Here is a 25,943-nt window from a genome sequence, read left to right as displayed (position 1 = left end):
AAGCCCGGCAGGGCCGTCAGTCGCTGGCTGCCATCTAAAAAGGGCTATAGTGGCCCTCATGACACCCCGCCCGAGGATCCTCCCGATGACGGCCAAAATCGATCTCCTGACGCTGCAGCTCTTCGTGGCGATCGTCGAGGAGCAGAGTATCGCGAAGGCGGCGGAGAAGAAGAACATCGCGGCGTCCGCGGTCAGCCGCCGCGTCTCGGATATCGAGGAGCTGTTCCAGGTCGAGCTGCTGCATCGTCATTCCAAGGGGATCGAGCCGACTCCTGCCGGGTTTGCCCTGCTCGAGCACGCCCGCATCATCCTGGGCAATTTGAGCAAGCTCGAGAGCGAGCTGACGGGATACCGGCAGGGTAAGCGCGGGCTGATCCGGATCTGCGCCAACAAGTCCGCGATCCTCGAAGCGCTCGCCGACGAGCTCAGCCTGTTCCTGGAACGGCATCCGCTGGTCCACATCGACATCGAGGAGGATCTCAGCCCCGCGATCGTGCGCGCGGTGGTGGAGAACCGGGCCGACATCGGCATTTTCGGCGGCAACATCGACGGACAGGATCTGGAGCTGCTGTCCTATCGCAGCGACAGCCTGGTCGCGCTGGTCACGCGCGACCATCCGCTGGCGGGCCGCGACAGCGTTCGCTTCCGCGAGCTGGTCGATTTCGACTTCGTCAGCCTGGAGAAGGGCAGCTCGATCGAGACGCTGTGCGTCAGGGCCGCCGCGGCGCTCGGGCAGCACCTCAAGGTGCGCATCCGCGTCAGCAGTTTCGATGCGCTGTTCCGCGTCGTCGATGCCAGGATGGGGGTCGGGATCGTGCCGCTGGAGATCGTTCGCGATCGCTACGGCGTCGACAGTCTCGTCACGGTCCCGCTCGACGAGTCCTGGGCGCGACGCGACCTGGTCATCGGCGTGCGCGATTACAAGTCGTTGCCTTCGGTGACGAAGCTGCTGGTGGAGCATCTGCGGACCCATGATGATGCGCTTCTCACCACGAGCGGCTTCTCCGACCGGCTGACGGTCGTGCGCGGCAGAAGCTAGCCTCGCGCCTGCGGACGGCCAGCCATCGCCGGCCGCGATGGCTCCCTGCTCAACCGTCACTGCACATTTCCGCGACGGACTTCTATCCTGCTTCCCGAAGTCGCTGTCGGTCGGCATGATCGGCGGCAACACGGCACATCAGATGCCGAACAGGGGAGGACGGATCGTGGACACGCGAGGTCGCACGCTGCTGGCCAAAATCTGGGACCAGCATGTCATCGCCCATGTCAGCGATGATACCGATCTGCTTCACGTGGATCGCCATCTGCTGCATGACCTCGGCGGCTCCCGCGGCCTGATCGACCTCAAAAGCCGCAACATTCCGGTCCACAATCCCGAACTGACCTTCGCGACGCCCGATCATGCGATTTCGACGGCGTCCGGGCGTGCCGGCACGATCAAGACCGGGTGGGAGCTGCTGGCGGCACTGCGGACCGAGACATCGGCAAGCAACATCCGTCTGTTCGACATCGACCAGCCCGGGCAGGGCATCGTCCACGTCATCGGCCCCGAGCTCGGTCTCAGCCTGCCCGGCTGCCTGATCGTCTGCGGCGACAGCCACACCTGCACCCACGGCGGGCTCGGCGCGCTCGCCTTCGGCATCGGCTCCAGCGAGCTCACGCATGTGCTGGCGACCCAGACCATCATCCAGCGCCGGCCCAAGACCATGCGCGTGACGTTCGACGGCCGGCTGCCGTTCGGCGTGACGGCGAAGGATCTCATCCTCGCTCTGATCGGCCATGTCGGCGCCGCTGGCGGCACCGGCTATGCCGTCGAATATGCCGGCAGTGCGATCAGGGACATGCCGATCGAAGGGCGGCTCACCATCTGCAATCTGTCGGTCGAGCTCGGCGCCAAGATGGGGCTGATCGCGCCGGATGAGACGACGTTTTCGTACATCCGCGGCCGTCGCTATGCGCCGCAAGGCGAGATGTGGGAGCAGGCTGTCGCGGCGTGGCGGACGCTTCGGAGCGACAGCGATGCCGTGTTCGATCGCGAGGTGTCGATCGACGTCGGAACCATCATCCCCCAGATCACCTGGGGCACCAGTCCGGAACATGTCCTCGGTGTCGATGGCCGCATCCCGGATCCCGCGGACATTGCCGATCCGGCACGCCGCGGCGCGATCGAGATCGCGCTCGACTATATGGGCCTGAAGCCCGGTGCGCCGATCGCCGGCACGCCGGTGGATTGGGTCTTCATCGGCTCCTGCACCAACAGCCGCCTCAGCGATCTGCGCGCCGCGGCCGAAGTCGCGCGCGGACGCAAGGTGGCGCCGGGCGTGCGGGCCTGGGTCGTGCCGGGATCCGAGACCGTCAGGCGCGATGCGATGGCCGAGGGGCTCGACAGGATCTTCATCGACGCGGGCTTTGAATGGCGCGAGCCCGGATGCTCGATGTGCCTTGCCGCCAACGGTGAAACCGTGCCGCCCGGCCAGCGTTCGGTGTCGACGTCGAACCGGAATTTCATCGGCCGGCAAGGGCCGCGTGCCCGCACCCATCTGGCGAGCCCGGCCATGGCCGTCGCGGCGGCGGTGTCCGGCGCCATCGCCGACGTCCGAACGATGGAGCGCTAGATGCCCCAAGCCTTCACCAAACTGACCGCGACGGCTGCGCCGATCATGCGCACCAATGTCGATACCGACGTCATCATCAGCATCAACCGCATGATCGGAAATTCCGTCCGCGGCAGTCTCGGAAAATGGGCGTTCGGTTCGCTCCGCTATTTGCCCGATGGCTCGGACAATCCGGAGTTCATCCTCAATCGCGAGCCTTATCGCGCCGCGGAGATCCTGGTCACGGGGCCGAATTTCGGCTGCGGCTCGTCGCGGGAGGCGGCGGTGTGGTCGCTGCAGGAAATGGGCATCCGCGCCATCATCGGATCCGGCTTCGGCGACATCTTCTTCGCCAACTGCTTCCAGAACGGCATCCTGCCTGTGGTGCTGGATAAAGCCGTCATCGACGGCCTCGCCGCGGAGATCGAAGCGAGCCAGGGCGCGGGACGTGTCAGTGTCGACCTGCAGGAACAGACGGTCACCTCGCCATCGGGGGTGCGGCACGTCTTCGAGATCGATCCGCGCCGGCGTGCGGGTCTGCTCGAAGGCTTAGACGAGATTTCGCTGACGTTGCGGCGCGACCACGAGATCCGCGCCTTCCAGGCATCCGACCGCGACGCGCGGCCGTGGATTCACTTTGCAGGACATCAGGCAGGACAATTGGCATGAACACGCTCTCGAACATGATCAAGGTCGCCGTGGTCGGCGGTGAAGGCATCGGTCCTGAAGTGACCGACCAGTCCCATCGCATTCTCAAATGGTTTTCGGCGAGGCGCGGCATTCCCGTGGCTTTGCGCGAAGCGCAATACGGTCTCATCCCGTATCTGGCGACGGGCAAGGTGCTGCCCGATGACACCGTCGAGGCGATGGAGGAGGCCGACGCTATTCTCTGGGGCGCGACCGGCGGCCCCGAAACCACCGAGGTCCCTCCGGCGGCGCGCAAGGCGGGAAGCTTGCTGTCGCTGCGCAGCAAATACGACCTCTATGCGAATCTCCGGCCCATCGTCGCCAATCCGGCGCTGGCGGACTCGGCATCGCTCAAGGCCGCAGTGCTGAAGGATGTCGACTTCATCATCATCCGCGAGCTCACCAGCGGCATCTATTTCGGCGAGCCGCGCGGCATCGAAACGCTGCCCGACGGCCAGCGCCGCGGTTTCAACACCCAGCAATACACCACCAGCCAGATCCGCCGGGTGGCGCGAACCGCGTTCGAACTGGCGCGGACGCGCAAGGGCCGGGTCTGCTCGGTCGACAAGGCCAATGTGCTGGAAACCAGCGTGCTGTGGCGCGAGGAGGTCACCGCGCTGCATGAAGCGGAATTTTCCGATGTGGAGCTGACGCATCTCTATGTCGACAACGCCGCCATGCAGATCGTGCGTGCGCCCTCGCAGTTCGACGTCATGGTGACCTGCAACATCTTCGGCGACATTCTCTCCGATTGCGCCGCGATGGCGTCGGGCTCGCTCGGCATGCTGCCGTCGGTCTCGCTCGGGCCGCCGGACCGGCTGGGCCGCCGCAAGGCGCTCTATGAACCGGTCCACGGCAGTGCGCCGGACATTGCGGGCAAGGGCATCGCCAATCCGCTCGGCTCGATCCTCAGCGTCGCGATGATGTTGCGCATCACCCTCAATCGGCCCGATGATGCCGTGCTGCTGGAGAAGGCCGTGGATACGGCGTTGGCTGCCGGCGCAAGAACGGCCGATATCGCCGAGCCCGGCGCAAAAAGACTTTCGACCCAGGAGATGGGCGATGCGGTTCTGAACGCGCTCGACAAGGTGGTCGGCAAGGAGAGGGAGCACGCGTGATGAGGACTCGGGTCACCAGACGGGCCGCGTTGACGATCGTCGCCGGCGCCGGTGCGTCCATGGCGGCAGGACGGGCGTGGGCGGATACCCCGTCGGGCCGCGTGATCTATCCGGTGGCCATTCCGGTCTATCAGTCTCAATTCGTCGCCGACCGGGCCGGGTTCTTCAAGGAGGCCGGCCTCGACTGCAAGCTGATCCAGGGCGGCAGCGGCGTGAAGACGCGCGAGATCATCGCTTCATCCCAGGGCGATATCGGTATCGGCGACATCACCCACCCGATGCAGCTCAGCAATCACGGCCGCAGCGCGCGGGTCCTGATGCCGGTCGATACAAGAAGCAACGCCGCGATATTCATCATCCGCAAGGATCTGTTCGACCAGGGTATCACCACCCTGGAGGCGCTGGCGAAGTGGAAACGGCCCGACGGACGCAAGCCGATCGTTTCGGTGTCGTCGCTGGGCGGCACCAACCACGTCTGGGCGTCCTACTACATGGAAACCATGGGGCTGGACGACAAGGTAACCTGGATCGGCACCGGCAATGTCGACACCATGATGGGCACGTTGAAGACGAAGCAGGTCGATGTTCTCATCAACTCGCCATCGATCCTGAAGGATTCGGTCGAGCAGGGCTGGGGCGCACTGTTGTTCGATGGAACGGACGAAGCGGTCTGGACCAAGTACATCGGCGGCAAGGTCCCGGTGACGTCTCATTTCACGCTGCAGGCGACCATCGACAAGGACCCGGCGAAGATGCAGGCGTTCGTCACGGCGCTGTGGCGCGCCACCCTGTGGATCAAGGGGCACTCTCCCGAAGAGATCTACGATATGATCGAGCCTTACGTCGGAAGCACGTCGCGCGATGCGAATATTTTCGACAGCGGCGTCATGAAGAAGGTCACCGATTACGAAGGCATCATCGATGCCGCCAGCTTCGCGCGCGGCCAGAAGGTCTGGTTCCGTGAAATGACCGGCATCAAGCCGCTCGCGATGGCCGACGTCGTCAACACCAGCTTCATCGAAGCGGCACGCAAGGCCTATCCGGCTTGACGATCCAGGCTTTACACGCACCACACGTCGATGCGCCGCCTGACACGCGCCGCATCGACGTGCGCGGTCTGTGCAAGACGTTCCAGCTGGCGGGTGCGGCCATCGAGGCCGTGCGCGACGTCTCCTTCAATGTCCGGCGTGGCGAATTCGTCGCCCTGCTGGGGCCATCCGGCTCGGGCAAGAGCACCGTCCTCAACATGATCGCAACCCTGGTCAAGCCGACCAGCGGTCAGATCCTGATTGATGGTACGCCCGTCGTCCCCGGACAGGCGACGCCCAATGTCGGCTATGTGTTCCAGCGCGACACCCTGTTTCCCTGGCGCACCGTCGCCGACAACATCGGTTACGGCCTGCAATTGGCCGGCGTTCCGATGGCGGAGCGCAAGGAGCGCATCGATGCATGCCTGAGGCAGGCCGGGCTGCAGGATTTTGGCAACGCCTATCCGTCGGCCTTGTCGGGCGGCATGCGCCAGCGCGCCGCCTTGATGCGAACGCTGGTCGTCGAGCCGCAGGTTCTGCTGATGGACGAGCCGTTCGGCGCGCTCGACACCCACACCAAGATCGACATGCACGACGTGCTGCTGCGCATCTGGGAACGGGAAAAGCAGACCGTGCTGTTCGTGACCCATGATCTCGGCGAGGCCCTGACGCTGGCCGACCGCATCATTCTGTTTTCCGCGCGGCCCGGCCGGATCAAGGAGAGTTTCGAGGTGGATTTCGCCCGCCCGCGCAACGCCGTGAAGATCCGGGAGACGCCGCGCTATGCCGAGCTGTTTCAGCTGATCTGGCACTCGCTTGGCGAGGAGTTCATCAAGGGCCGCAAGCCATGAGACGAGCGCGCCGCCCCGGTAGAACCCTGGCATGGCAGATGTTGATCTGCGTCGGCTTCCTGTCGATCTGGCAGTGGGGATACGATCTGCACGGCCGTCTTCCCTGGCTGGTGCCGGATCTGCTCGACCCCTATTTCGTGTCCAAGCCGTCCGACATCTTCGAGCACTTCCTGATCCTGAGCTGCCTCAAGTCGAAGCTCGGCGTGTTCAACGGCTGGTTCAATGGCGAATTCGCCCGCTGCATGGCGCGATCCGAGAACAATCTCTGGATCGCGACCGCCGTCACCCTGAAGAACACCTTCTTCGGGTTCGTCACCGGTGTCAGCAGCGGCTTCGCCGCGGGCCTCCTGCTCGGCCGCTCGGACCGGCTCAGCGCGATCTTCCAGCCGTTCATCACGGCGGTGAATTCGATCCCCCGCATCGCGCTGGCGCCGATCATCGTGCTGGCCTTCGGCATCGGCGATACCTCGAAGATCGTGACGTCGTGGATCGTGGTGGTCTTCCTGGTGTTCTTCAACACGTTCGAAGGGGCGCGCTCGATCGACGAGGGCTTTGTCAACGCAGCGCGGCTGCTCGGCGCCAGCGAGTGGCAGATCACCCGCACGGTGGTCATTCCCTCGACCATGGCCTGGGTCTTCGCCTCGCTGACGCCTGCGATCTCCTTCGCCCTGATCGGCGTGATCGTCGGCGAGTTCATCGGCGCGGAACGTGGGATCGGCCGCCTGATCATCGAATCCGAGGCGCGCGCGGAGGCATCGGGAATGATGGTCGCCGTCGTCGTGCTGATGCTGGTGGGCGTCGCGCTGTCCGCGTTGATCTGGCGATTGCAGGCCTATCTGTTGCGCTGGCAGCAGCATAATCTCGCGGAGTAGCTGTGAACCGCAGGGCGGTCTCTCCAGACGCTGCCTCGATCACGGCCCCGCCAGCACCATCCGCGCCGTCGCCACAAACGCCTGCGCCGCCGGCGACAGCGTCCGTCCCTGACGCTGCAGCAGCGACACCGGGCGGGTGATCGCCGGGCGTATCAGCGGTCTTGCGATCAGTGTCGGGAATTGGTCGGCTGGCAGCATCGTCGCGGGGAGGATGGCGAGGCCGAGGCCCTGTGCGGTCATGGCGAGCGCGGTGTTGATCAGCGTGACCTCATAGGTCGGAGAAAGGCGCTTGCCCTGCGCACCGAGGGCCTGGTCGATCTGCATGCGGATTCGCGTCTCGCGGCGCATCGCGATGGTCGGAAGCTGCGCCAGCTCGTCCCATGTCAGCGCGCGCCGCGCGGCGAAGTCGGCGGTGCGACGGCCGATCGCGCTCAGCCGTCCGCGGGTCAGCGTCTCGATCGTCATCTCCGCGAACTCACCCTCGACGCTGCCGATCGCGAACTCGGCATCGGTTGCGATCAGGCGCGGAACGAGGTCGTCGGCGGCGACGTCGCGCATGTCGATGTCGATCTCGGGGTGGCCTGCGCGGAATTTCGCGAGAACCTGCGGCAACAGTGCCGAAGCGGCGCCCGCCGACGCGACGAACGCGACGCGGCCGACGCGCGCCTGCGCGAGGTCATGCATGCGCCGTGACAGGCCCAGCGCATCGCTCAACATGCGTTCGGCGGCGTGAAACGCCTCGTCGGCGGCCAGCGTCGGCTGCACCGAACGCGTGGAGCGGTCGAACAGTTTGACGCCGAGCTGCACTTCGAGCTGCTGGATCAGGAGGCTCGCGGCCGATTGCGTGATGCCCAGCTCGCGGGCGGCCCGCGTGATGCTGCGCGTGCGATACACGCCAGTGAAGGCCCGCAATTGTCGCAAGGTGACATTCATCGGAAAAGCTCATGAATTGATGAGATCTTTCCGACTTATCGCATAAGAGAGCCTGCAATAAAATGCATGCTGCGCGGGCAACGAATCCGCGGTGGTGCAAGGGGATGGAAACGAGCATGAGGACACAGGTGCTGGTCGTGGGCGCCGGGCCCGTGGGACTGACCGCGGCCATGGATCTGGCCTCGCGCGGGATCGACGTCGTTGTCGCGGAGATCCGCCACGCCGGCGATCCGCCCAGCGTCAAATGCAATCACGTCTCGGCGCGCTCGATGGAGATCTTCCGCAGGCTCGGCGTCGCCGCAAAGCTGCGCGACGCGGGCCTGCCCGCCGACTTCCCGAACGATTGCTCCTACCGGACCACGGCGACCGGCATCGAACTGTGTCGTATCGACATTCCCTCACGCGCGCGCCGCTACAGCGCCACCGGCGGCCCCGACACCTGGTGGCCGACGCCCGAGCCGCCGCACCGAATCAACCAGGTCTATCTCGAGCCGATCCTGTTCGGCCACGCTGCCGCTCAGCCGCGCATCATCATTTTGGCGCGCACGGAAATCACCGATATCGAGCAGGACGACGATCGTGTGGTCGCGCTCGGTCGCGATCTCGACAGTGGGAACGCGCTCCGCATCGAAGCCGACTTCGTGGTCGGCTGCGATGGCAGTCGTTCGCTCGTCCGCAAATCGATGGGCGCAAGCCTGTCCGGCACGCCGGTGATTCAGCGTGTGCAATCGACCTTCATCGAAGCGCCGCAACTGAGGGAGTTGATGGGCGCGCACAAGCCGGCCTGGATGGTGCTCTCGCTCAACCCGCGCCGTTCCGGCACCACCGTTGCCATCGACGGCCACGACCGCTGGCTGATCCATAATCATCTGAGGCCCGACGAGCCCGAGTTCGACTCGGTCGATCGCGACTGGTCGATCCGCGCCATCCTCGGCGTCGACGCGCGGTTCGAGTACAAGATCCTCAGCAAGGAGGACTGGGTCGGGCGCCGGCTGGTGGCCGATCGCTTCCGCGACCGTAGGGTCTTCATCTGTGGCGACGCCGCGCATCTGTGGATGCCCTATGCGGGCTACGGCATGAATGCGGGCATTGCCGATGCCGTCGATCTCTGCTGGCAATTGGCGGCGCATCTGAACGGCTGGGCACCGGCTTCGATCCTCGATGCTTATGAGGCGGAGCGTCAGCCCATCACCGACCAGGTGTCGCGCTTTGCCATGGATCATGCGATGAAGATGATGGCGCAGCGCGGCGGCGTGTCCGCGGAGATCGAGGACGACACGCCGCGCGGCCATGCGGCGCGCGCTTCGCTTGCGAGAGCGGCCTACGATCTCAACGTGCAACAATATTGCTGCGCGGGCCTCAACTTCGGCTACTACTACGATGCCTCGCCTATCATTGCCTATGACGGCGAAACCCCGCCGGCCTACGCGATGGGAAGCTTTACGCCCTCCACCGTGCCGGGCGCCCGCGCGCCGCATGTGTTTCTCCGCGACGGACGATCACTCTACGATGCTTTCGGAGCGGGCTACACGCTGCTTCGGCTCGACCCGGCGATCGATGTGGCGCGGCTGCTCGCTGCCGCAGAACAGCGCGGCATGCCGCTCGCGCTGGTCGACATCGCGCCGGATGAGGCGAACGGGGCCTATGCCGAGAAGCTCGTGCTGGCGCGGCCCGACCAGCACATCGCCTGGCGCGGGCACGCCGCGCCCGAAGATCCGCAAGGCCTGCTTGCGCGCATCACTGGTGCTGCGGCGTGATCGAATAGCAGGCTGCCTGCCGACTGCACGGCAGCCTGGTCGTGCCTACAAACAAGAATACGTAATGGGGGAGGAGAAATTGTTTTACGTTGCAAGGCGCCGCATCCTGGCCGCGCTGACGGCCGCGACTTTCGTTGTGTTGCCGCTGGAGGCGGTCGAGGCGGCCTATCCGGAGCAATTGATCAAGATCATCGTGACCTTCCCGCCCGGCGGCAGCGCCGACACCGTCATCCGTGCGCTCGAGCCCTTGGTCACTGCCGAGCTCAAGCAGAGCCTGGTGATCGAGAACCGCGCAGGCGCTGGGGGCAATATCGGCATGGCCGCTGTCGCCCAGGCCAAGCCCGACGGCTACACGCTTGGCGTTGCGCCGGCGGGCGCGCTGACGGTGAACCCGCACCTCAATTCGTCGATGCCGTTCGACCCAAAGGATCTCGCGCCGATCACGCTGCTGGCCGAAATTCCCTTCGTGCTGGTCGCGTCCGCGAGCGTGCCAGCGCACAACGCGACGGAGACGATCGCGCTCGCCAAGGCAAAGCCCGGCGCGCTGTCGATCGGACATGGCGGCAATTCGACCGCGATGCATCTGACGGCTGCGCTGTTCACGCAGAAGGCGGGGATCAGCATGGAGCTCGTTCCGTATCGCGGGACGGCGCCGGCGGCGGTTGATGTCCTTGCGGGACATGTCCCTTTCGCGGTGCTGGATATCCCCGCATCGAGGCAACTGATTCTCGAAGGCAAGCTCAACGCCGTCGGCGTCTCCTCAGCGCGCCGCCTCCCATCCTTGCCCGATGTGCCGACCCTGGCCGAGAGCGGTATTGCGGGCTTTGAATCCGTGGGCTGGTTCGGGCTCGTTGCTCCCTCGGGTACGCCTGCGGACGTCATCAGCAGGTTGAACGAGGCTTTCACAAAAGCGCTGAAAGACCCGGCGGTGGCCGAGAAGATCCGGACCCTCGGCGCAGAGCCCGCGCCGACCTCACCGGAGCAGTTCGGCCGCTTCATTCAGAGCGAGAGCACGAAATGGGGCAAGCTCATCAGCGAGGCCGGCATCAAGGCGAACTAGGCCGCGTGCCTATAAACCCGGTGCGACATGTGACTAGTGGCGTCGTCCGCTTTGCTCCTATAAGCAAAACCACCATGATCGCGGCGTGCTAATCGAACCTCGTGGTGCCAAACGGAGGCCGTATGAGTCAGTTGAGGTCCATGTACCCACCCATCGAGCCCTATAGCGCTGGCACCCTCGACGTTGGAGAAGGTCACCGGGTTTATTACGAACGGGTGGGGACGCCGGGCGCGAAGCCGGCGATCTTCCTGCACGGCGGACCGGGCGGAGGTTTGTCCCCTGAACATAGACGTCTGTTTGATCCCAATCGATATGATGTCATGCTCTTCGATCAGCGAGGATGTGGGCAATCAACTCCGTATGCGGGGCTCGAAGCGAATACGACTTGGCATTTGGTATCGGACATCGAGCGCTTGCGTGAACTTGCAGGCGTCGACAAATGGCTCGTGTTCGGTGGCTCGTGGGGATCGACTCTCGCGTTAGCTTATGCAGAAACGCATCCCGACCGCGTCAGCGAGCTTGTTCTCCGTGGCGTCTACACCGTCACCAAGGCGGAGCTGCAATGGTACTATCAGTTCGGCGTCTCAGAGATCTTTCCGGAGAAATGGGAAAAATTCCAGGCACCCATACCCCTGAGCGAGCGAGGCGACATGATTGCGGCGTATCGCAGCCGGCTGACGGGCGACGATCGAGCCACCCAGCTCGAGGCAGCCAGGGCTTGGGCTATTTGGGAGGGCGAAACGATCACGCTGCTGCCCAATCCAGCATTCTCGACATCGTTTGGCCACGACCAATTTGCGCTCGCGTTTGCGCGATTGGAGAACCACTATTTCGTTCACGATTGCTGGCTGGAGGATGGGCAGCTTCTGCGCAACGCTCACCGCCTCCGCGGCATCCCGGGAGCCATTGTTCACGGCCGGTACGACATGCCCTGTCCAGCCCGATATGCGTACGCGCTGCATAGGGCGTGGCCTGATGCCGCATTCCATCTGGTCGAGGGTGCAGGTCATGCTTGGTCGGAGCCGGGTATCCTCGATCAACTGGTGCGCGCCACCGATCGCTTCGCGACAGCACTATAATGAGGGCAACGACGAAGTCGGAATAAATCCGGGCGCAGAAGAGGAGAATCATCCGTTGGTGGCGGGCTGGTCTCTGGGGCCGCATCATCGGCACGCTGGGTGCTTGCTACTCCACGTAAGAAGAGCGTCTGCGACACGTCGATTGTCCGCGTGCATCAGCACTGAGCGCTTCTTCAACAGGATCAGGCAATGCCGTCATGTGGCGACGCGTTATGACAAGCTTGCCGCCAACTATCTCGCCTTCGTCCATCTCGCTTCAATCAGGCTATGGCTCGGCGCTAACGAGTCCACGTCCTAGGCCTTCCTCTCCGCCGCTCAAGCTTGCTTGTTCTGACGGAGCCGTGACGGCCAGCCGATCCTGACCAGGGTCTCGTCCGGGTCCGACAGCGCAAACTCGTACATTCCCCACGGCGTGTCCTCCGGCCCCTGTCCGTTGGCCAACTCGCCCGAAAACTCTCGCGCGAGTTCGTCGACGGCCTCGGTGTAGAGATAGAGGCCGAACGGGTTGCGGCCTCTGATCAGCCAGCCTTCGACGGCATCGGTGAGATGGAGATGGCCACCCTTTCCATCGGAGAGGATGCGATAGCTGTCCTCACCGTCCGCCGGCTTGTCGCCGTCCGCGCGCGTAAAACCGAGCCGGGCGTAGAATTTCTCCGAGGCGGCGAGGTCGTTGCAGGGAAGGATGGACGTCAGTGCGTGAGTTGGAGGCATGCGAATCCCTTTGCGTTAGTTCGCCGATACGTGGGGACGGAAGGTTCAAAGTCGTCTCGGCCTGCCGTCCCGACCGGCTTGCGTCCTTTTGAAGACGACCTTGTAACCCCGCGCAGGTGCCGAAGGGGCGCCTTCCCGGACAAGAGGCTCTCACCCTTCGAGAGGATGTCCGTTTTTTTCCGGCGATACGATCCTTCGATCGGCATCCGGGAAGGCTAACGATGACGAGCCCTTTGTTCGGCAATAGCGGGAGTGTCGGACGCCTCATTGGGGTTGTCATGAACACCGTATTCTCGTCGGGTGTTGCAACGCTCGAATTCCCAAGCACGTGCGATGAATTGCTGCGTGAAATCAAAATTCGCGCGCGGCTGCGCTTGAACGATCTGACCAATGAATCGCCGGACGTCATCTTCTATGCACGCTGGATATCGAGGCGGCGGCGCTGGGCGTGGCCGCGAAATGGAAGTTGAACCACGCTCTCAATATAGTCTGCACGGAGCTCGGTTTCCAGGATTGGGAACATGCACGTCATGTGCTTGGCGGGCAGGCCAAGCCAACGGATGACATGGGCGGGCTGTGGTACGATTTCCGTTGCCAGCTTCTGCTGAACAACTGGTTTGCGAGCTACACCGAAGCTCGTGTTTTCTGCAAGCATGGGGCGACCCGCTTTCTGTTTCCTTACGCCAGGCAGGTCGTCGTGGGCGACGAGAATTTCGTGCGCATGCTGGGGCTCGACCCCGAAACACCGCTGTGGGAGGAAACCCGGCGCGATCTCCTCGCAAGCTATGGCACGCCCGCCTGGCGCGCCCTCTGCCATCTGCGGCTGACAGCGACCCGTGGTCGCCTTCCAATCGGTCGCAGGCCGGCGGCGCCCGCGCGCCGCTTTCGCGTCAATTCTTTCAGAAAGCCATCGACATATGACAAGTCTCTTCGCAACGTCCAGCGACGGCAGCCGCATTGCCTACGACACTTTTGATCGTTGGCCGGGAAAACCCGGCCGCGCTCGGGAACGCGCAGACCATCGGGACTGCGTTACAGTCGACCAAAGTACCGCTCGTGATTCTGGACGGCCTGACCCATGAAGCCGAACTGAGTGCGGTCGATCTCGTCCTGCCTCGAGTTCGTCAGTTTCTGCATGGCGGGTCATCATCACGACGGCCGGTTACTTACTCGGTTCGACCGTGAACGCGAAGCCACTGTCGCGCGGGGGCACGCGCCCGGTGCCCCCGCGACCAGAGCGGTGACAGGTTGAACCTGCTGCCGTCGCGGCCCGACCAACAGCATCCCGCCAGCCGGCAGGGAGCGAGGTGTTTCACGACGATGTTCGACAAAACCTACCGGCAGCGCCTCGAGGCTGATCTTGCGCAATGGGAAGCCGACGGCGTGATCGCGCCGGCGGCGGCCACCTCCATCCGCAGCGCGCTGCCGCCGCTCTCGCCCGGCATCAACATCGCAGTCGTCGTTGCCATCGTCGGCGGCCTCTTGATCGCAGCCGCCTTCCTCGCCTTCGTCGCGGCGCACTGGACGGAGATCGCGCGGCTGCTGCGGTTCGCGATTCTGGTCGCCGGCATGGTCGTCGCCGGCGGCCTCGGGGCGTGGTTCGCCGCGACGGGCCGCACGGTTCTCGCCGATCTCTGCGCGAGCATCGGGGCGATCATCTTCGGCGCGGGCATCGCGCTGGTCGGCCAGATGTATCATCTCGGCGAGGACTTCGCCGGCGGCATGCTGCTGTGGTCGATCGGAGCATTTGCCGCCGCATTGCTGACCGGATCGCGCGGCGCGCTTGCGGTCGCCCTCGTCGCGGCCTGCATCTGGACCTGCATGCGCAGCCATGATGCCCCTGATGTCCTGCATCTTCCGTTCGTGGCGGTCTGGCTGATCGCCGCCGCGCTAGCGTTGGCATGGAATTCCCGCGTCGCGGCCCATCTCGTCGCGGTCGCGCTGCTTCCGTGGTGGATCGCGACATCGCTCCGCTTCGAGCTCGATGGTGCCCAGCCGTCGTTCGTGCTCGCGAACGGCGCCGCCTTGCTGTTCGGCACCGGACTCGCCATCGCCGCTGCGCCGTTGCCGCGGGCGCGGCGTCTCGGGACCGTTTTATCGATCTACGGAGCGTTTTCGCTCGCGGCCGTTGCTTGCCTGGAGGTGACAACGGTCGACGACATCATCCGCTTCCGGAACAGTACGGTGCCGGCCCAGCCGCTTTGGGCGATCCTGTGCGGGGCCGCTGGCGTGATCCTCGCGCTTGCGTCCGCCGGCATCACCAGGCGTGCAGGTGAAATCCTTGCGGCATGTTCGATCGGGCTCGTCCTGGTCGCGGCGCCGATCTGGCCGGCATCCACGGCCGGCGAGCCCTGGTTCGCCTATGCCGCGCTGCTCTCCGCCATGCTGTGCCTCGTCGTCTCCGGTGTGCTCGATGATGTGCGTCCGCGGATCGTCGCTGGCTGGCTCGGGATCGCCGGCGTCATCGCGGGCATCACCTGGGCGGTGAAGGGCTCGCTGCTGCGCCGCTCGGCCTTCCTTGCCGCGGCCGGTATTGTTGCCGTCGTATTTGCCACCGCGCTCAATCGCGCGCTGCCGAGGGCCCAGCGATGATGGAGCTGACCGCTTCCGTGACAAAACTCTGGCAGCGCATCCCGAAAGCCGTGCTGTTCGGTGTCGCCGTCCTGGTTCAATGCACGCTGCTGGTGCTGATGGTCGCCGATCGCATGCAGATCCTGCGCGAAGGCCGTGAGGTGACGTTGCAGACGCAGCCGGTCGATCCCCGCGATCTCCTGCGCGGCGACTATGTCGTGCTCCGCTACGACATCTCGCAACTGCCGGCGGGCACGCTTGCCGGCCAGCCGGCGGCCGAGCGCAAGCCCGTCGTGTTCGTCAAGCTCGCGCCGAATGCCAATGGGCTCTACGAGGCCGTCTCGGTGCATAGCGAGCACGTCACGGTCACGGCGCCCGAAGTGCTGATCCGCGGCCGCGTCTCCTATTACGGCGGAACCTGCGGCTCGGGCCCGCGCGTCTTCTGCGAGAAACTGGCGATCAAATACGGTCTCGAAAGCTATTTCGTGCCCGAAGGCGAGGGCAAGAAGCTCGAGCAAGCCCGCAACCAGCAGAAACTCCGGGTCGTCGCCGCCGTGCTCCCCTCAGGCCGCGCCGCCATCAAGCGCCTGCTGCTCGACGGCGAGCCGGTTTATGAGGAGCCGTTGTACTAGGGACTGATCATTTGGCTTTCAGCGCCCGCCGCAGCACGTCCCACATCCGGGGATCGCTCATATGCGCCACGTTGAAGCGCAGGAAGTCCGATGCCGTTTGCGACACGCTGAAGACGTTGCCCGGCGCGAGCACCACATCCTCCTCGAGCGCGGCGCGCGCGACGGCGGTGGCATCCTGTCCGCCCGCGAGCCGGCACCAGAGGAAGAAGCCGCCGCGCGGCATCAGCCAGGGCTCGATGCCCAGCGCCTGAAGTTTTCGCGCGACGTCGCGGCGCGTGCGCGTGAGCCTTTGCCGGAGTTCGTCCATGTGCTTGCGATAGCTGCCGCCGGCCAGGACTTTTGCGATGATCTCGGTCGCCACCGGGCTCGGGCCGCCAAAACTGGTCGCGACCTGGAGGTCGACGAGGTGCTCGATCCAGTCGGCTCGCCCTGCGATGTAGCCGCAGCGCACCGAGGCCGACAGCGTCTTGGAGAAGCTGCCGATGCGGATCACGCGGTTCAATCCGTCGAGCGCGGCAAGGCGCGGCGAGCGCTCCGGTTCGAAGTCGCCGAAGATGTCGTCCTCGATGATGGTGAGGTCGTGCGTCGCGGCTGCAGTCAGAAGCCGGTGTGCGGTCTGGAGCGAGATCGTCGCGCCCGTCGGATTGTGCAGCGCTGAATTGGTGATGTAGAGCCGCGGCCGCTCAGCTGCGAGGATCTGCTCGAAGCGCGCGACATCGGGGCCCGACGGCGTAAAGGGCACGCTGACGATCTTCGCCTGATGCGCCCGCAGCAGCGCGCGAAAATTGAAATAGCAGGGATCGTCGACCAGCACGGTGTCGCCGGGACGGAGCAGGAAGCGGCAGATCAGGTCGGTTGCCTGCGTTCCCGAACCGGTCAACATCAACTGGTTGATCGAGGCCTCGATCGCGTCTTCGGCGAGGCGCGTGAGCAGTAGCCGGCGCAGGGCAGGGGAGCCGCTCGTGCTGCCGTAATTGGTCAAAACGCTCGCATCGGTGCGGGCAAGCGCACGGGTGGCGCGGCGCAACGCCGCCCCCGGCATCCATTCCGGCGGCAGCCAACCGCAGCCGGGTTTCGGCACGGCATCGTCCGTGTCGAGCGATTGCCGCGACACCCAGAACGGGTCCACGGCCCGGTCGCGGCGGGGCTCGACTTCGGCCAACGCCAGAGGTGAGGTGACGGCCGATGAGACATAGAAGCCCGAGCCGCGACGGGCGCGGATCAGGCCGTCGGCGGCCAGCCGATCATAGGCTTCGACGACGGTGGACGGCGAAACACCCATCGACGCGGCAAGGCTGCGGATCGACGGCAGGCGGTCGCCGGCACCGAGTGCGCGGGCCGCGACCTTGGCGCGGATCGCGCCCATCACGTCGCTGGTCCGCGTCCCGCCCCGTCCCTTCGTTTGTGCCTCGCCATCCAAAGTGTATTACCTTCCATATCCATACAGTTCTGCCAGATTGTACTGGATTGTCGCTGGTCTCGCCACCGGCGACGGCCGATGATCGTGACCCAACAAGCGGGACGGACATGCAATCTGCAGGCAGCGGCTGGGGCAACGGGCTTCTCGGCGTCATCATCTTCAGCGGCTCCTTGCCGGCGACCCGCGTGGCGGTCGGCGGCTTCTCCGCGCTGTTTCTAACGTCCGCCCGCGCGGTCATCGCGGCACTGATCGGTGTGGCCGTGCTCTTCCTGCTCCGCCAGGCGCGGCCGCAGCGGAAGGATCTCGTCTCGCTCACCATCGTCTCCATCGGCGTCGTGGTCGGCTTCCCGCTGCTGACGGCGCTCGCACTCCAGCACATCACCTCCGCGCATTCGATCGTCTTCATCGGCCTCTTGCCGCTGTCGACGGCGATCTTCGCGGTGCTGCGCGGCGGCGAGCGGCCGCAGCCGCTGTTCTGGCTGTTCGCTGTCCTCGGCAGCGCCACGGTCGCAGGCTTTGCCCTGTCGAACGGCGGCTCGGCCTCGCTTACCGGCGATCTCCTGATGGTCGCGGCCATCGTGCTGTGCGGGCTCGGTTATGCCGAAGGCGCCGCGCTGTCGCGCCGCCTCGGCGGCTGGCAGGTGATCTCCTGGGCGCTGCTGCTCGCCCTGCCGCTGATGGTGCCGGTCGCGATTCTGACATGGCCGTCGACGTGGAGCGGCGTCGGCGTGCCCGCCTGGATCGGGCTCGCCTACGTCTCCGTCTTCAGCATGTTCGTCGGCTTCATCTTCTGGTACCGGGGCCTTGCGGTCGGCGGCATTGCCCGCGTCGGTCAGTTGCAGCAGCTCCAGCCATTCTTCGGCCTCGCGCTCGCCGGCTTCCTGCTGCACGAGCCGGTCGCATGGAGCATGGTCGCCGCGACCGCGCTCGTGGTCGTCTGCGTGTTCTTCGCGCGGCGATTTGCGTGAGGCTGGCGCCTCACGCCTGCCCCATCACCGTCCGCGTCAGCGCGCTCCGGGCAAACTTCTTCAGCGGCATCGGCTTGCCGAACAGGAAACCCTGCACGAGGTCGAAGCCGAGCTCGTTGGCGGCGACGAGGTCGGCGCGGCTCTCGACGCCTTCGGCCACTGTGCGCGCGCCGTAGGCGTGGGCGAGCTCGACGATGTGACGACAGACCGTGCGCTTCAGCCGATCGCTGCCGCTGCCGGTGACGAAGTGCCGGTCGGCCTTCAGCTTGATGAAGGGAATCTTGTCCAGATCCATCAGTGACGGCCAGTTGGCGCCGAGATTGTCGATCGACAGGCCGATATTGTGCAGGCGCACCTCACGGGCAACCTCGACGAGGAATTCGAGATCGCGGATCGCCTCCTCGCTGTCGATCTCGATCGTCAGCCCGCCGAAGGCCGGATGCGTCGGCATGCGGCGGCAGAGATCGCGCACGGCCAGCGGCTCCTTCAGATATGACGTCGGCAGGTTGATCGAGAGATCGACCGGGCTCTGCTGCTCCAGGAGATAGTGCCAGTCCTGCAAGGCGCGCTCGATCACGAACTCCGAGAGCTCGCGCAAATGCGGATCGTGCTCTTCGGGGATGAAGTAGGCGGGCGGCACCACGCCCCAGGTCGGATGCCGCATCCGTACCAGCGCCTCGGCGCCGCTGCGGACCAAGGTGCGCGCGTCGATCTTGGGCTGGTACCAGAGCTCGAGCCAGCCGGCATGAAGCGCCTCGCCGACATACACGGCCGGGCTCGGCGCCGGCTCGTCCGGCAGCAGCATCGCGACGCGCTCGCGCAGCGTCTCCGCGGCAAACGGCGTGGTCAGTGGCGGCAGCATCGCGAGGCCATATTCCTCGCCGACCTGCTGCACAGCCCTGACGATGATGGACTCGCGGGCGCCGACGGCGAGAACCTTGCCGTCGAAGGCCTCGCGCACCAGCGTCTCCAGAAACGTGCCGGGCTCGATGCCGTCGGCGGCGATGCCGAGCAGGATCAGGTCCGGCAACTCGCGAGTCAGCACGGTCTGCAGCTCGTCCGCGCTGGCGCATTCGCTGGTGACGAAACCAAGATCCTCCAGCACCTCGGCGAGGAATGCGCGCAGATGGCGCTTGCCGTCGGCGACGCATGCGCGCGGCGTTACCTTTCGCCGTCCGAAGGTTTTGGGCCTCCGTCCGGCGAGTTCAACAAGTTCATCGTTCATCGCAAACCACTCCCGTTCCGCGACAGGTGTTAGCGATGGGAGCAGTTTCAAATATGGAGAGCTTCAGTCGATTGTTGAATTATCTGGGTAACGTTAAAGCCCGCATCACGTCTAAAATTGTCTGGATCTTCTTCCGGAAGTTTTTACGTCTGCCCGCGCGTCGCGCGCGGGCGTGCGGCAATCCCGCGCAATTCTTGCAAGACACGGCTTGGCTGCGGACACGCGCGCTGTCCTGTAATCGGACGAGGTCGCGCGCACTTCGCCCAATTGAATAATGGACGCCTCAATTGTCTGTGGCCGTGGCGTGCTGGGTCATGCAGCACCAGCTCGCGACCGCGACTCAGGACGGGAAACGCCTTGTAGAATACGTGCTTGTCGAGCTGCGCATTCAGCTCGTTCAACGCGCTACGAACCGCTCGCGCTTCGCGCGGCGCCGGCGCGCGTGCAATGCCGCCATCGTCGATGTCCGCCGGCTCGCTCTCATCGCAACCTCCTTCCCGTCGCTCTTGCGGTGCATCGCAGGATCGACGCGATGGCAGGGATGGGAGGGATGGGAGGGTTCATTTTCACGCGATGCGCGCATGTTCCATGGTTTACGCGTGACAATTCTGCGACAACGCGGCCGGCTGCGGCGGCGCAAATGTGAAGCACATCACATGTGTCTTGCTGCACCTGCGCTATTGCTGTGCGCAGCCGGTGGTGGGCTGTCGAGGATTACAGCAATGACGACGCGGCGATTGATGTATTGGTGGTTCAGATTCGTTCTGTCAGGGCGATTTACCGATCGCTTCCTGTGCCTGCCGCGGGCGGAGTAGCCGCGCCGCAATATCAGGTTTGCCCGATCAATTTGCGAAACGCCGCCGCGCCGTCCTGCACGGCGTCGCGTCCCTTCCAGGCCAGATAGGACAGCTTGCCGCCGAGCGTGTCGTGGCTGCGCAGCCGGCGCGAGCCGAGAATGTGGCCGACATTGGAGGGGAAGCGGCTGACTTCGGCGGACACCAGCGCCGCGATCGCATCCATCAATTGCTGGAGCCGGACGCCCCATTCGCAACCCTCGATGCCGTCGATGCGGACCTTGAGCGCGTATTCGGTGTCGTAGATGTCGGCGAGCAGGTCGCGGGCGACCAGCACGCGGTTGTGCTTGAGCGCGACCCGCAGGGCGAGCCGCTTGTCGTCGAGCCGGTCGAGCACCATGGGAACGACGCCGGCATAGGGCGTGGCGGCGACGTCGGCCACGCTCTTGCTCGCGGCGGCCCTGGTGGCAAGGCGCACCATTTGCCAGGACGTCTTCAGGCGCCTCGCCACCAGCGCCAGCGCAAAGGGCAGCGCGTCGGGGTGGGACTTCCTGAACGCATCGAGTTGTGCGGTGATCTGGGCAACCTGGCCGTCGTCGAATTTCGTGATCTTCTCAGGCAGCTTTTCGTTGAACTTCGACAGCGCGTCGCCGGCGCGCAGCACCTGCTGCATCTTCCTCACGTCGTCGAAGGCGGTGCGCGAGGCCGTGTATTGCGTGAGCTTGGCGCGTGCGAACTCGGTGGTCTCCGCCGATGCCAGGGTATTCTCGAGGACCTTGAGGACCTTGGTCTGGAAGATCGACGCGGTCTTCAGCACTTCCTTCGGGTTGTTGGCGGTGACCTGGTCGTTGATTGCCTTGATGTAGTCGCGAGCCATGGTCGGCAGCAGGTCGCGGCAGATCCACTCCCAGATCGGCGTGAGCGTGTTGCGTGAAATCCGCCCCGCATTGGCATGCTCGGGTGCGCCGTCGATCAGGAGCAGTTCAAGTGGCGCGAAGAAATAGCGCGAGGGACTGGTGGCGCGTGCCTGGGTCGATCCGTCCTTGCGGAATTCAGCGCGCAACTTCGCCTGGATGTCGGAGGAGCCCGGCATGTCGATGCCGCACAGTTCGAGCCGCTCGAGCTCGCTGAGCAGACAGCTGCGCGAGAGCGGCGTCAGCCTCTGCAAGAACTCGGACAGCCGATCGATCTCGTTCATGGCACGCAATCTTCCGCAGCGTTTCCCGCAGGCCTGCCGGCCTCATGCGTGGAGGCATTTGCGCGCTCTCAATCGTGACCAAGAGAAGCAAGTCATTGTTAATTTATCCGTAAAAGCCGGGAGGCGCGGGCGCCCGCTGGGGAGCGTTGGTTAAGGAGGCATTTCGTCGCCTGCCCAAGTTCTGGGCGAAAACCTCAACCTGCGCGTGGTCGATTGCGTGGGCACTCAAGCATAAATTGTGCCTATGCCGGTATTTCAGCACAAAACTGCCAGAATTACCGTAGTCTTACGGAGCAAAAAGTTAACCACAGACCGGCCTCGGTTCCGCTAAACGAGTCACATGGGGTCACAGAACGATACGGCCACCGATTCGCGGCCGTCGGAATGGTTCGAAAGCAGCTCTGCTCCGACCGAAGAGCTCGATTTCGCCCGCCTGAACGCGGTCCGCGCCAAGGCCGCCGACGAGATGGCCAGCGCCATCGCCCGCGAGCTCAACGGCCCCCTGACCGCGCTCCTGCTCTACATGGGCGAGATCAAGCACCACAGCGACCAGCTTGCGCCGGTTACGGCCGATCGGGCCTATTTGCAGCGCGTGGTGGAGAATGCGCTGGCGCAGACCGAACGTGTTTGCGGCGTGGTCAAGCAGCTTGCCGGTCCTCACAGGGATGCCCTGCCGATCCCGTCCAGGACCGAGGGCGCCGAATCGAACGCCGCCCGCGCACAGCAGCAGCAGCGTGTGCCGAGCACCGAGTTGCTGGGCCTGTCGGGCCAGAAGCGGCTGACCAAGCGCGAACGCGAGGTGCTGAGGCTGATCAGCGAGGGCTACTCGAACAAGCAGGGCGCGCTGCGGATGCAGATCAGCCCGCGCACATTCGAGAGCCATCGCGCCGAGGCGATGCGCAAGCTCGGCGCGCGCAACACCGCGGACCTCGTCCGTGCGGCGCTGCTGCATTCGATCGATTGAGGTTCTGTCCTGAGCGGCCGAGCGGGCGATCAAGCCCGAGAATGGCCAGGGTACCCGATGGGCTCAGAGATAATCCTCGGCGAAAGGGCGCACCCGCGACGGCGGCCGCAGCGACTTGGGCTCTTCCTTGGGCGCGCTCGGAATGATCGTGATGGTCCAGCGCGGCGGCATGCTCGATTCCTGCTCCAGCACCGAGCGAACGAAACCAGTCACCGTCGCCTCGCCAGACTTCACGGTCGCCGTCCTGCCGTTGAACTGTGCAATGCGGAAGCGACGGACCTCTTTCTGATCCGCAGTCTCATAGGTGAACATGGAAACCCTCCTGGTTTCCGGCGACTATCGCCACCTATGATTAGCCATCTGTGAAAATCCCAAACCGTAGAAGTACGGCGGGCTTGGCAGGGTTTTCGTCAAAGCGTTTTTGAGCGAAGTGGATAGGGTCTGCGCAAGCCCTGCTCCGATTCCATCGCAACGAAAATGGCTCTAGCCCTGCGGCTCCTGTGCGCGCGCGGCGGCGTAGGCGGCATCCATCAGGTCGAGGAGGCCGTGGAATTCGGCCTCGCCAAGCGTCTCCGCGGCCTGCTCCAGCCGCAGCGCCAGCGCCGCAAGCCTGACATAGCCGAACGTTCCGGCCGCGCTCTTCAGGGAATGCGCTTCGCGGGTGATCCTGGCAAGCTGCCGCGCCAGCGAGAGCGTGCGGAACAGTTGCAGGCGCGCGCAGGTCTCGCTCCAGAACACGTCACGGACTTCACCGGCCCCGTCCTCGCCGATCTCCCGCACCAGCGCTTCGTACGCACCCGGCTCGCGCGCGGGCGCGGCATCGAGCGCTTTTGGCATCGGCGCGGCGGTCACTTCAAACATGGCTTTGGCCTGTCCTGGTCACGATTCGTCTGCCGCGCGGCCTGTACGGCGCGAGGCACGCCCCGTGTCTACGGCATCCGAATTTCAGTTCCGGTAGCAGGACGATCCGTGTTTGCGGGCCGGCGTTAGCCGGCGGTTTACCAAGGCGCCGGTCAGCGCGGGCCGAGCAGCCGGTCGTACTGGGCCTTCACCGTGGCGTAGCATTCGCACGCCGTCTGGCGCAGGCCGTCCAGGTTGAGGATCTGGATGTGTCCGCGGCTGTAGTGGATGAAATTGGCGTGCTGCAACGTATTGGCGACCAGCGATACGCTGTTGCGGCGCGCCCCGATCATCTGCGCCATCGCCTCCTGGGTCAGCAGCAGCCGGTAGTCGCCCGACAGGTCATGGGTGTGCAGCAGGCAACGCGACAGCCGCGACTCCACCGGATGGGCGGCGTTGCAGCCTGCGGTCTGCTGGACCTGTGCGTAGACGGCCAGCCCGTGACGGGTGAGCAGCGTCCGCAAGGTGCTGCTCTGGTCCGCCGCGTCGCGCAGCCGGTCGAGATCCATCACGGAGGCGGCACCGGGGACCAGCACGACCGCCGTGTTCAGCGCGCAGGCATCGCCCATGGTCGAGAGCGTTCCGAGCAGGCTGTCGCGGCCGATCATGGCGACCTGGACATGCTCGCCCTTGGCGAGTTTCACCACCAGCGAGATGACGCCGCGGTGGGGAAAGTAGGCGCGCTTGAGCGTCTCGCCGGTCTCCACCAGGATCGCTTCATGCGGCAGATCGATCATGCGCAAATGCGGGCGGATCAATTCGTAATCCTCCGCCGACAGTGCGGACAGGAAACCGTTGGATGGGCGCGCCATCGTTTCCAAGACTGCCTCCGTCTCGTCAGCCCCCGAACTCGAAGCGAACGGGCTGCTCGCTGCACGGACAGGTTTGATCATGTTCTCGTCGGGATATATTGGCAATTGGGACAAGATGTCCGGCTGCGATGGCGCCCCGCCGCACTGTGTGCACACCGGCATCCCGCAGGCCGGTTGCGCCGGGTTATCCTCACCGCGGGGCTCCCAGCAGCCGGGCGTGGCAGCCCTTCACCGCCGCATAGCAGTCGCAGGATCTCGTCTCCAGTGCGCGCTCGTCGACGATCTCGATCTGGCCGCGGGTGTAGTGAATGATGCCGGCGCGCTGGAGCGCATTTGCGACGAGAGAAATCGCGTTGCGCCGTACGCCCATCATCTGCGCCAGCATCTCCTGTGTCAGCGGAAGGAACTTGCTGTCGGACAGGTCGCGGGCACGCAGGAGCCAGCGCGCCAGCCGCGCTTCGACCGGGTGCACCGTATTGCACAGCACCGACTGCTGCGCATGCGCGAGCAACACCTGCTCATGGCGAATCATCAGGCCGCGAAACGGCGCGCTTGCGGCCGCCACCGCCCGGAAGGCCGCGATTTCGAGCACGGACGCAGTCCCGGGGAAGAGCACGGCGGCGTCCGTCGGTGCGATGCCGTCGGCAAGCGCAGCGCCGCCGCCCACGGCGCCGTCGCGGCCCAGCATCGCGACCTCGATCATCTGTCCCTCGGAGAGACCCACCGTGATCGAAACGGATCCGCCGTGCGGGAAGTAGACATGTCGCAGCGCGGCACCTGCCTCGGCCAAGACAGATTCCCTGACCATTTCGACTGTCACGAGATGGGGGCGCAGCAGTTCGAAATCCGCTACGCCGAGCATTTGCAGCAACTGGTTGGACGGGTGGCCGCTCGCGGTCATGCAGGTCAATCCGGCGCGTTCATTAGCACGATCGGACGCCGCGTCCTGTGCGTCATCCAGTTGCACGGCAACCAAAACATATTATAAAGGTTGTGGGGCCGTCCATATACCCGTTGGGGGGCAGACAGGCTGCGGCATTTGCGGCGGAAATTGAGAAACGCACGCTGATCCGCGCGCCGATTAGGGGCGTCCGTCTTGTGCCGGGCGGCAGGAAAAAGCGGCAACGGGGCTGTCGTGAACCGGAAGCACCGCATCCGCGCCGCCATCGGATGCCGGCCGGCACCTGCGGCTTCCCCTCAAACGCGCATTTCCATCCATCCGAGACTGGTCTGCGCGGCTTCGCAGCGCCACGACAGTCGCACCTGTCTCTGATTTCCCGACAGCACCGTTGACGCTTGCGGCCATCAACGTTTCGACCCCAGCCAGAGGAGAACGGCGTGCCCCACGGTTCGATCTTTGAATCGCCGAAACGCGAAGCTCAAACGGGGACAGCAGGCCCGCGCCACATCTCGTCGTCGACGACGACCCGATGGTGTGCATGGCCATCCAGATCTATCTGCAGCGGAATCATTTCCGGGTGACGATTGCCGACGGAGAAGCCGGACTCCGCGCTCTCGAAAACGAGCAGGTCGATCTGATGATGATCGACATCTTCATGCCGCATATGCGCGGGAGGCGAGTCGATCCGGATCTTCCACGGCGCGCGCCTCGCGGAGCATCGTGCTGTCTCCGCGATTGGGTTAGCGCGGTAGCATTCGTGGCGGCCGCGAAATAAGCGTCCGTTTACCGCAAGCGCAGCTCTTGCGGATCGAGCAGGCGCGCAGCAGGCGGCGGTGTGAGCGATTCTGATTGCGCGTGATTTGATTCA

The 25,943-nt window shown here is 64.8% G+C and carries 26 protein-coding genes and 2 pseudogenes; 19 read left to right on the top strand and 9 right to left on the bottom strand.

The features are described from left to right. Positions 1 to 85: 85 nt before the first annotated feature. From BJ6T_RS01785 to BJ6T_RS01755, 7 genes are all read left to right on the top strand, one after another. Complete coding sequence (locus BJ6T_RS01785) at positions 86 to 1,039, top strand: LysR family transcriptional regulator (protein WP_014490575.1); 954 nt, start codon at positions 86 to 88, stop codon at positions 1,037 to 1,039. Between the two features lie 142 nt (positions 1,040 to 1,181). Continuing rightward, on the top strand, positions 1,182 to 2,615 hold the full coding sequence (gene leuC, locus BJ6T_RS01780) for a 3-isopropylmalate dehydratase large subunit (RefSeq protein WP_202557019.1): 1,434 nt from the start codon (positions 1,182 to 1,184) through the stop codon (positions 2,613 to 2,615). Then, positions 2,616 to 3,263: a 3-isopropylmalate dehydratase small subunit gene (gene leuD, locus BJ6T_RS01775; RefSeq protein ID WP_014490573.1), complete on the top strand. Its 648-nt coding sequence runs from the start codon at positions 2,616 to 2,618 to the stop codon at positions 3,261 to 3,263. Next, positions 3,260 to 4,399: a 3-isopropylmalate dehydrogenase gene (leuB, locus tag BJ6T_RS01770; protein ID WP_014490572.1), complete on the top strand. Its 1,140-nt coding sequence runs from the start codon at positions 3,260 to 3,262 to the stop codon at positions 4,397 to 4,399. The genes leuD and leuB overlap by 4 nt, the downstream gene beginning before the upstream one ends. Beyond that, a complete protein-coding gene (locus BJ6T_RS01765) occupies positions 4,399 to 5,448 on the top strand; it encodes an ABC transporter substrate-binding protein (RefSeq protein ID WP_014490571.1) in 1,050 nt (349 codons plus the stop codon). The genes leuB and BJ6T_RS01765 overlap by 1 nt, the downstream gene beginning before the upstream one ends. After that, a complete protein-coding gene (locus tag BJ6T_RS01760; protein WP_014490570.1) occupies positions 5,445 to 6,278 on the top strand; it encodes an ABC transporter ATP-binding protein in 834 nt (277 codons plus the stop codon). The genes BJ6T_RS01765 and BJ6T_RS01760 overlap by 4 nt, the downstream gene beginning before the upstream one ends. Then, a complete protein-coding gene (locus tag BJ6T_RS01755) occupies positions 6,275 to 7,150 on the top strand; it encodes an ABC transporter permease (protein WP_028169667.1) in 876 nt (291 codons plus the stop codon). The genes BJ6T_RS01760 and BJ6T_RS01755 overlap by 4 nt, the downstream gene beginning before the upstream one ends. Positions 7,151 to 7,189: 39 nt before the next feature. Here the strand turns inward: BJ6T_RS01755 and BJ6T_RS01750 are convergent, their stop codons facing one another. Then, on the bottom strand, positions 7,190 to 8,083 hold the full coding sequence (locus BJ6T_RS01750; protein ID WP_014490568.1) for a LysR family transcriptional regulator: 894 nt from the start codon (positions 8,081 to 8,083) through the stop codon (positions 7,190 to 7,192). A gap of 116 nt (positions 8,084 to 8,199) precedes the next feature. Between BJ6T_RS01750 and BJ6T_RS01745 the strand changes: the two genes are divergently transcribed. The 4 genes and pseudogenes from BJ6T_RS01745 to BJ6T_RS43025 form a co-directional block, all read left to right on the top strand. Further along, positions 8,200 to 9,840, top strand: coding sequence for an FAD-dependent oxidoreductase (locus BJ6T_RS01745; protein WP_080593939.1), 1,641 nt, complete (start codon positions 8,200 to 8,202; stop codon positions 9,838 to 9,840). A gap of 79 nt (positions 9,841 to 9,919) precedes the next feature. Then, positions 9,920 to 10,900, top strand: a complete 981-nt coding sequence (locus BJ6T_RS01740; protein WP_028169666.1) for a Bug family tripartite tricarboxylate transporter substrate binding protein — start codon at positions 9,920 to 9,922, stop codon at positions 10,898 to 10,900. 122 nt (positions 10,901 to 11,022) lie between these two features. Further along, a complete protein-coding gene (pip, locus tag BJ6T_RS01735; RefSeq protein ID WP_028169665.1) occupies positions 11,023 to 11,979 on the top strand; it encodes a prolyl aminopeptidase in 957 nt (318 codons plus the stop codon). 163 nt (positions 11,980 to 12,142) lie between these two features. After that, positions 12,143 to 12,277: pseudogene (locus tag BJ6T_RS43025) on the top strand (IS5/IS1182 family transposase); the annotation flags it as partial. Positions 12,278 to 12,294: 17 nt separating this feature from the next. Here BJ6T_RS43025 and BJ6T_RS01730 read toward each other — a convergent pair. After that, the gene (locus BJ6T_RS01730) at positions 12,295 to 12,690 is read right to left on the bottom strand and encodes a VOC family protein (protein ID WP_014490564.1); all 396 of its coding nucleotides are present in this window, start codon (positions 12,688 to 12,690) and stop codon (positions 12,295 to 12,297) included. A gap of 278 nt (positions 12,691 to 12,968) precedes the next feature. Here BJ6T_RS01730 and BJ6T_RS45160 point away from each other — a divergent pair, with 278 nt between their 5' ends. From BJ6T_RS45160 to BJ6T_RS01715, 4 genes are all read left to right on the top strand, one after another. Further along, complete coding sequence (locus BJ6T_RS45160) at positions 12,969 to 13,160, top strand: hypothetical protein (protein WP_141379514.1); 192 nt, start codon at positions 12,969 to 12,971, stop codon at positions 13,158 to 13,160. Beyond that, entirely contained in the window at positions 13,157 to 13,666 is a 510-nt protein-coding gene (locus tag BJ6T_RS45155) for a hypothetical protein (RefSeq protein WP_141379512.1), read from the top strand. The genes BJ6T_RS45160 and BJ6T_RS45155 overlap by 4 nt, the downstream gene beginning before the upstream one ends. Before the next feature lie 344 nt (positions 13,667 to 14,010). Then, positions 14,011 to 15,282, top strand: coding sequence for a DUF2157 domain-containing protein (locus BJ6T_RS01720; RefSeq protein WP_014490562.1), 1,272 nt, complete (start codon positions 14,011 to 14,013; stop codon positions 15,280 to 15,282). After that, complete coding sequence (locus tag BJ6T_RS01715; protein WP_014490561.1) at positions 15,279 to 15,893, top strand: GDYXXLXY domain-containing protein; 615 nt, start codon at positions 15,279 to 15,281, stop codon at positions 15,891 to 15,893. Before BJ6T_RS01720 ends, BJ6T_RS01715 begins: the two co-directional genes overlap by 4 nt. 7 nt (positions 15,894 to 15,900) lie before the next feature. Here the strand turns inward: BJ6T_RS01715 and BJ6T_RS01710 are convergent, their stop codons facing one another. Continuing rightward, positions 15,901 to 17,259, bottom strand: a complete 1,359-nt coding sequence (locus BJ6T_RS01710) for an aminotransferase-like domain-containing protein (RefSeq protein WP_240538014.1) — start codon at positions 17,257 to 17,259, stop codon at positions 15,901 to 15,903. A 161-nt stretch (positions 17,260 to 17,420) separates the two neighbouring features. Between BJ6T_RS01710 and BJ6T_RS01705 the strand changes: the two genes are divergently transcribed. Continuing rightward, positions 17,421 to 18,281: a DMT family transporter gene (locus BJ6T_RS01705; protein ID WP_028169662.1), complete on the top strand. Its 861-nt coding sequence runs from the start codon at positions 17,421 to 17,423 to the stop codon at positions 18,279 to 18,281. Positions 18,282 to 18,291: 10 nt separating this feature from the next. Here the strand turns inward: BJ6T_RS01705 and BJ6T_RS01700 are convergent, their stop codons facing one another. Continuing rightward, the gene (locus tag BJ6T_RS01700) at positions 18,292 to 19,506 is read right to left on the bottom strand and encodes an EAL domain-containing response regulator (RefSeq protein ID WP_014490558.1); all 1,215 of its coding nucleotides are present in this window, start codon (positions 19,504 to 19,506) and stop codon (positions 18,292 to 18,294) included. Positions 19,507 to 19,820: 314 nt separating this feature from the next. Between BJ6T_RS01700 and BJ6T_RS45150 the strand changes: the two genes are divergently transcribed. Further along, positions 19,821 to 20,321 (top strand): hypothetical protein, encoded by a 501-nt coding sequence (locus BJ6T_RS45150; RefSeq protein ID WP_141379510.1) that lies wholly within the window; start codon positions 19,821 to 19,823, stop codon positions 20,319 to 20,321. 13 nt (positions 20,322 to 20,334) lie between these two features. Here BJ6T_RS45150 and BJ6T_RS01695 read toward each other — a convergent pair whose 3' ends face one another. Continuing rightward, the gene (locus BJ6T_RS01695; protein WP_014490557.1) at positions 20,335 to 21,498 is read right to left on the bottom strand and encodes a hypothetical protein; all 1,164 of its coding nucleotides are present in this window, start codon (positions 21,496 to 21,498) and stop codon (positions 20,335 to 20,337) included. A gap of 340 nt (positions 21,499 to 21,838) precedes the next feature. Here BJ6T_RS01695 and BJ6T_RS01690 point away from each other — a divergent pair, with 340 nt between their 5' ends. Beyond that, complete coding sequence (locus BJ6T_RS01690) at positions 21,839 to 22,462, top strand: helix-turn-helix domain-containing protein (protein WP_014490556.1); 624 nt, start codon at positions 21,839 to 21,841, stop codon at positions 22,460 to 22,462. Between the two features lie 63 nt (positions 22,463 to 22,525). On the opposite strand, the gene BJ6T_RS01685 is transcribed toward BJ6T_RS01690, so the two are convergent. The 4 genes from BJ6T_RS01685 to BJ6T_RS01670 form a co-directional block, all read right to left on the bottom strand. Continuing rightward, positions 22,526 to 22,774, bottom strand: a complete 249-nt coding sequence (locus tag BJ6T_RS01685) for a hypothetical protein (protein ID WP_014490555.1) — start codon at positions 22,772 to 22,774, stop codon at positions 22,526 to 22,528. A 171-nt stretch (positions 22,775 to 22,945) separates the two neighbouring features. Then, entirely contained in the window at positions 22,946 to 23,323 is a 378-nt protein-coding gene (locus BJ6T_RS01680; protein WP_014490554.1) for an Hpt domain-containing protein, read from the bottom strand. A 152-nt stretch (positions 23,324 to 23,475) separates the two neighbouring features. Next, entirely contained in the window at positions 23,476 to 24,174 is a 699-nt protein-coding gene (locus tag BJ6T_RS01675; RefSeq protein ID WP_014490553.1) for a Crp/Fnr family transcriptional regulator, read from the bottom strand. 190 nt (positions 24,175 to 24,364) lie between these two features. After that, a complete protein-coding gene (locus tag BJ6T_RS01670) occupies positions 24,365 to 25,075 on the bottom strand; it encodes a Crp/Fnr family transcriptional regulator (protein WP_028169660.1) in 711 nt (236 codons plus the stop codon). Positions 25,076 to 25,512: 437 nt separating this feature from the next. Here BJ6T_RS01670 and BJ6T_RS43020 point away from each other — a divergent pair. After that, a pseudogene (locus BJ6T_RS43020) lies at positions 25,513 to 25,773 on the top strand (response regulator); the annotation flags it as partial. Positions 25,774 to 25,943: the final 170 nt, after the last annotated feature.

This window comes from Bradyrhizobium japonicum USDA 6, from assembly GCF_000284375.1.
Lineage (GTDB): Bacteria > Pseudomonadota > Alphaproteobacteria > Rhizobiales > Xanthobacteraceae > Bradyrhizobium > Bradyrhizobium japonicum.
This window is presented reverse-complemented; position numbering and strand designations above follow the sequence as displayed.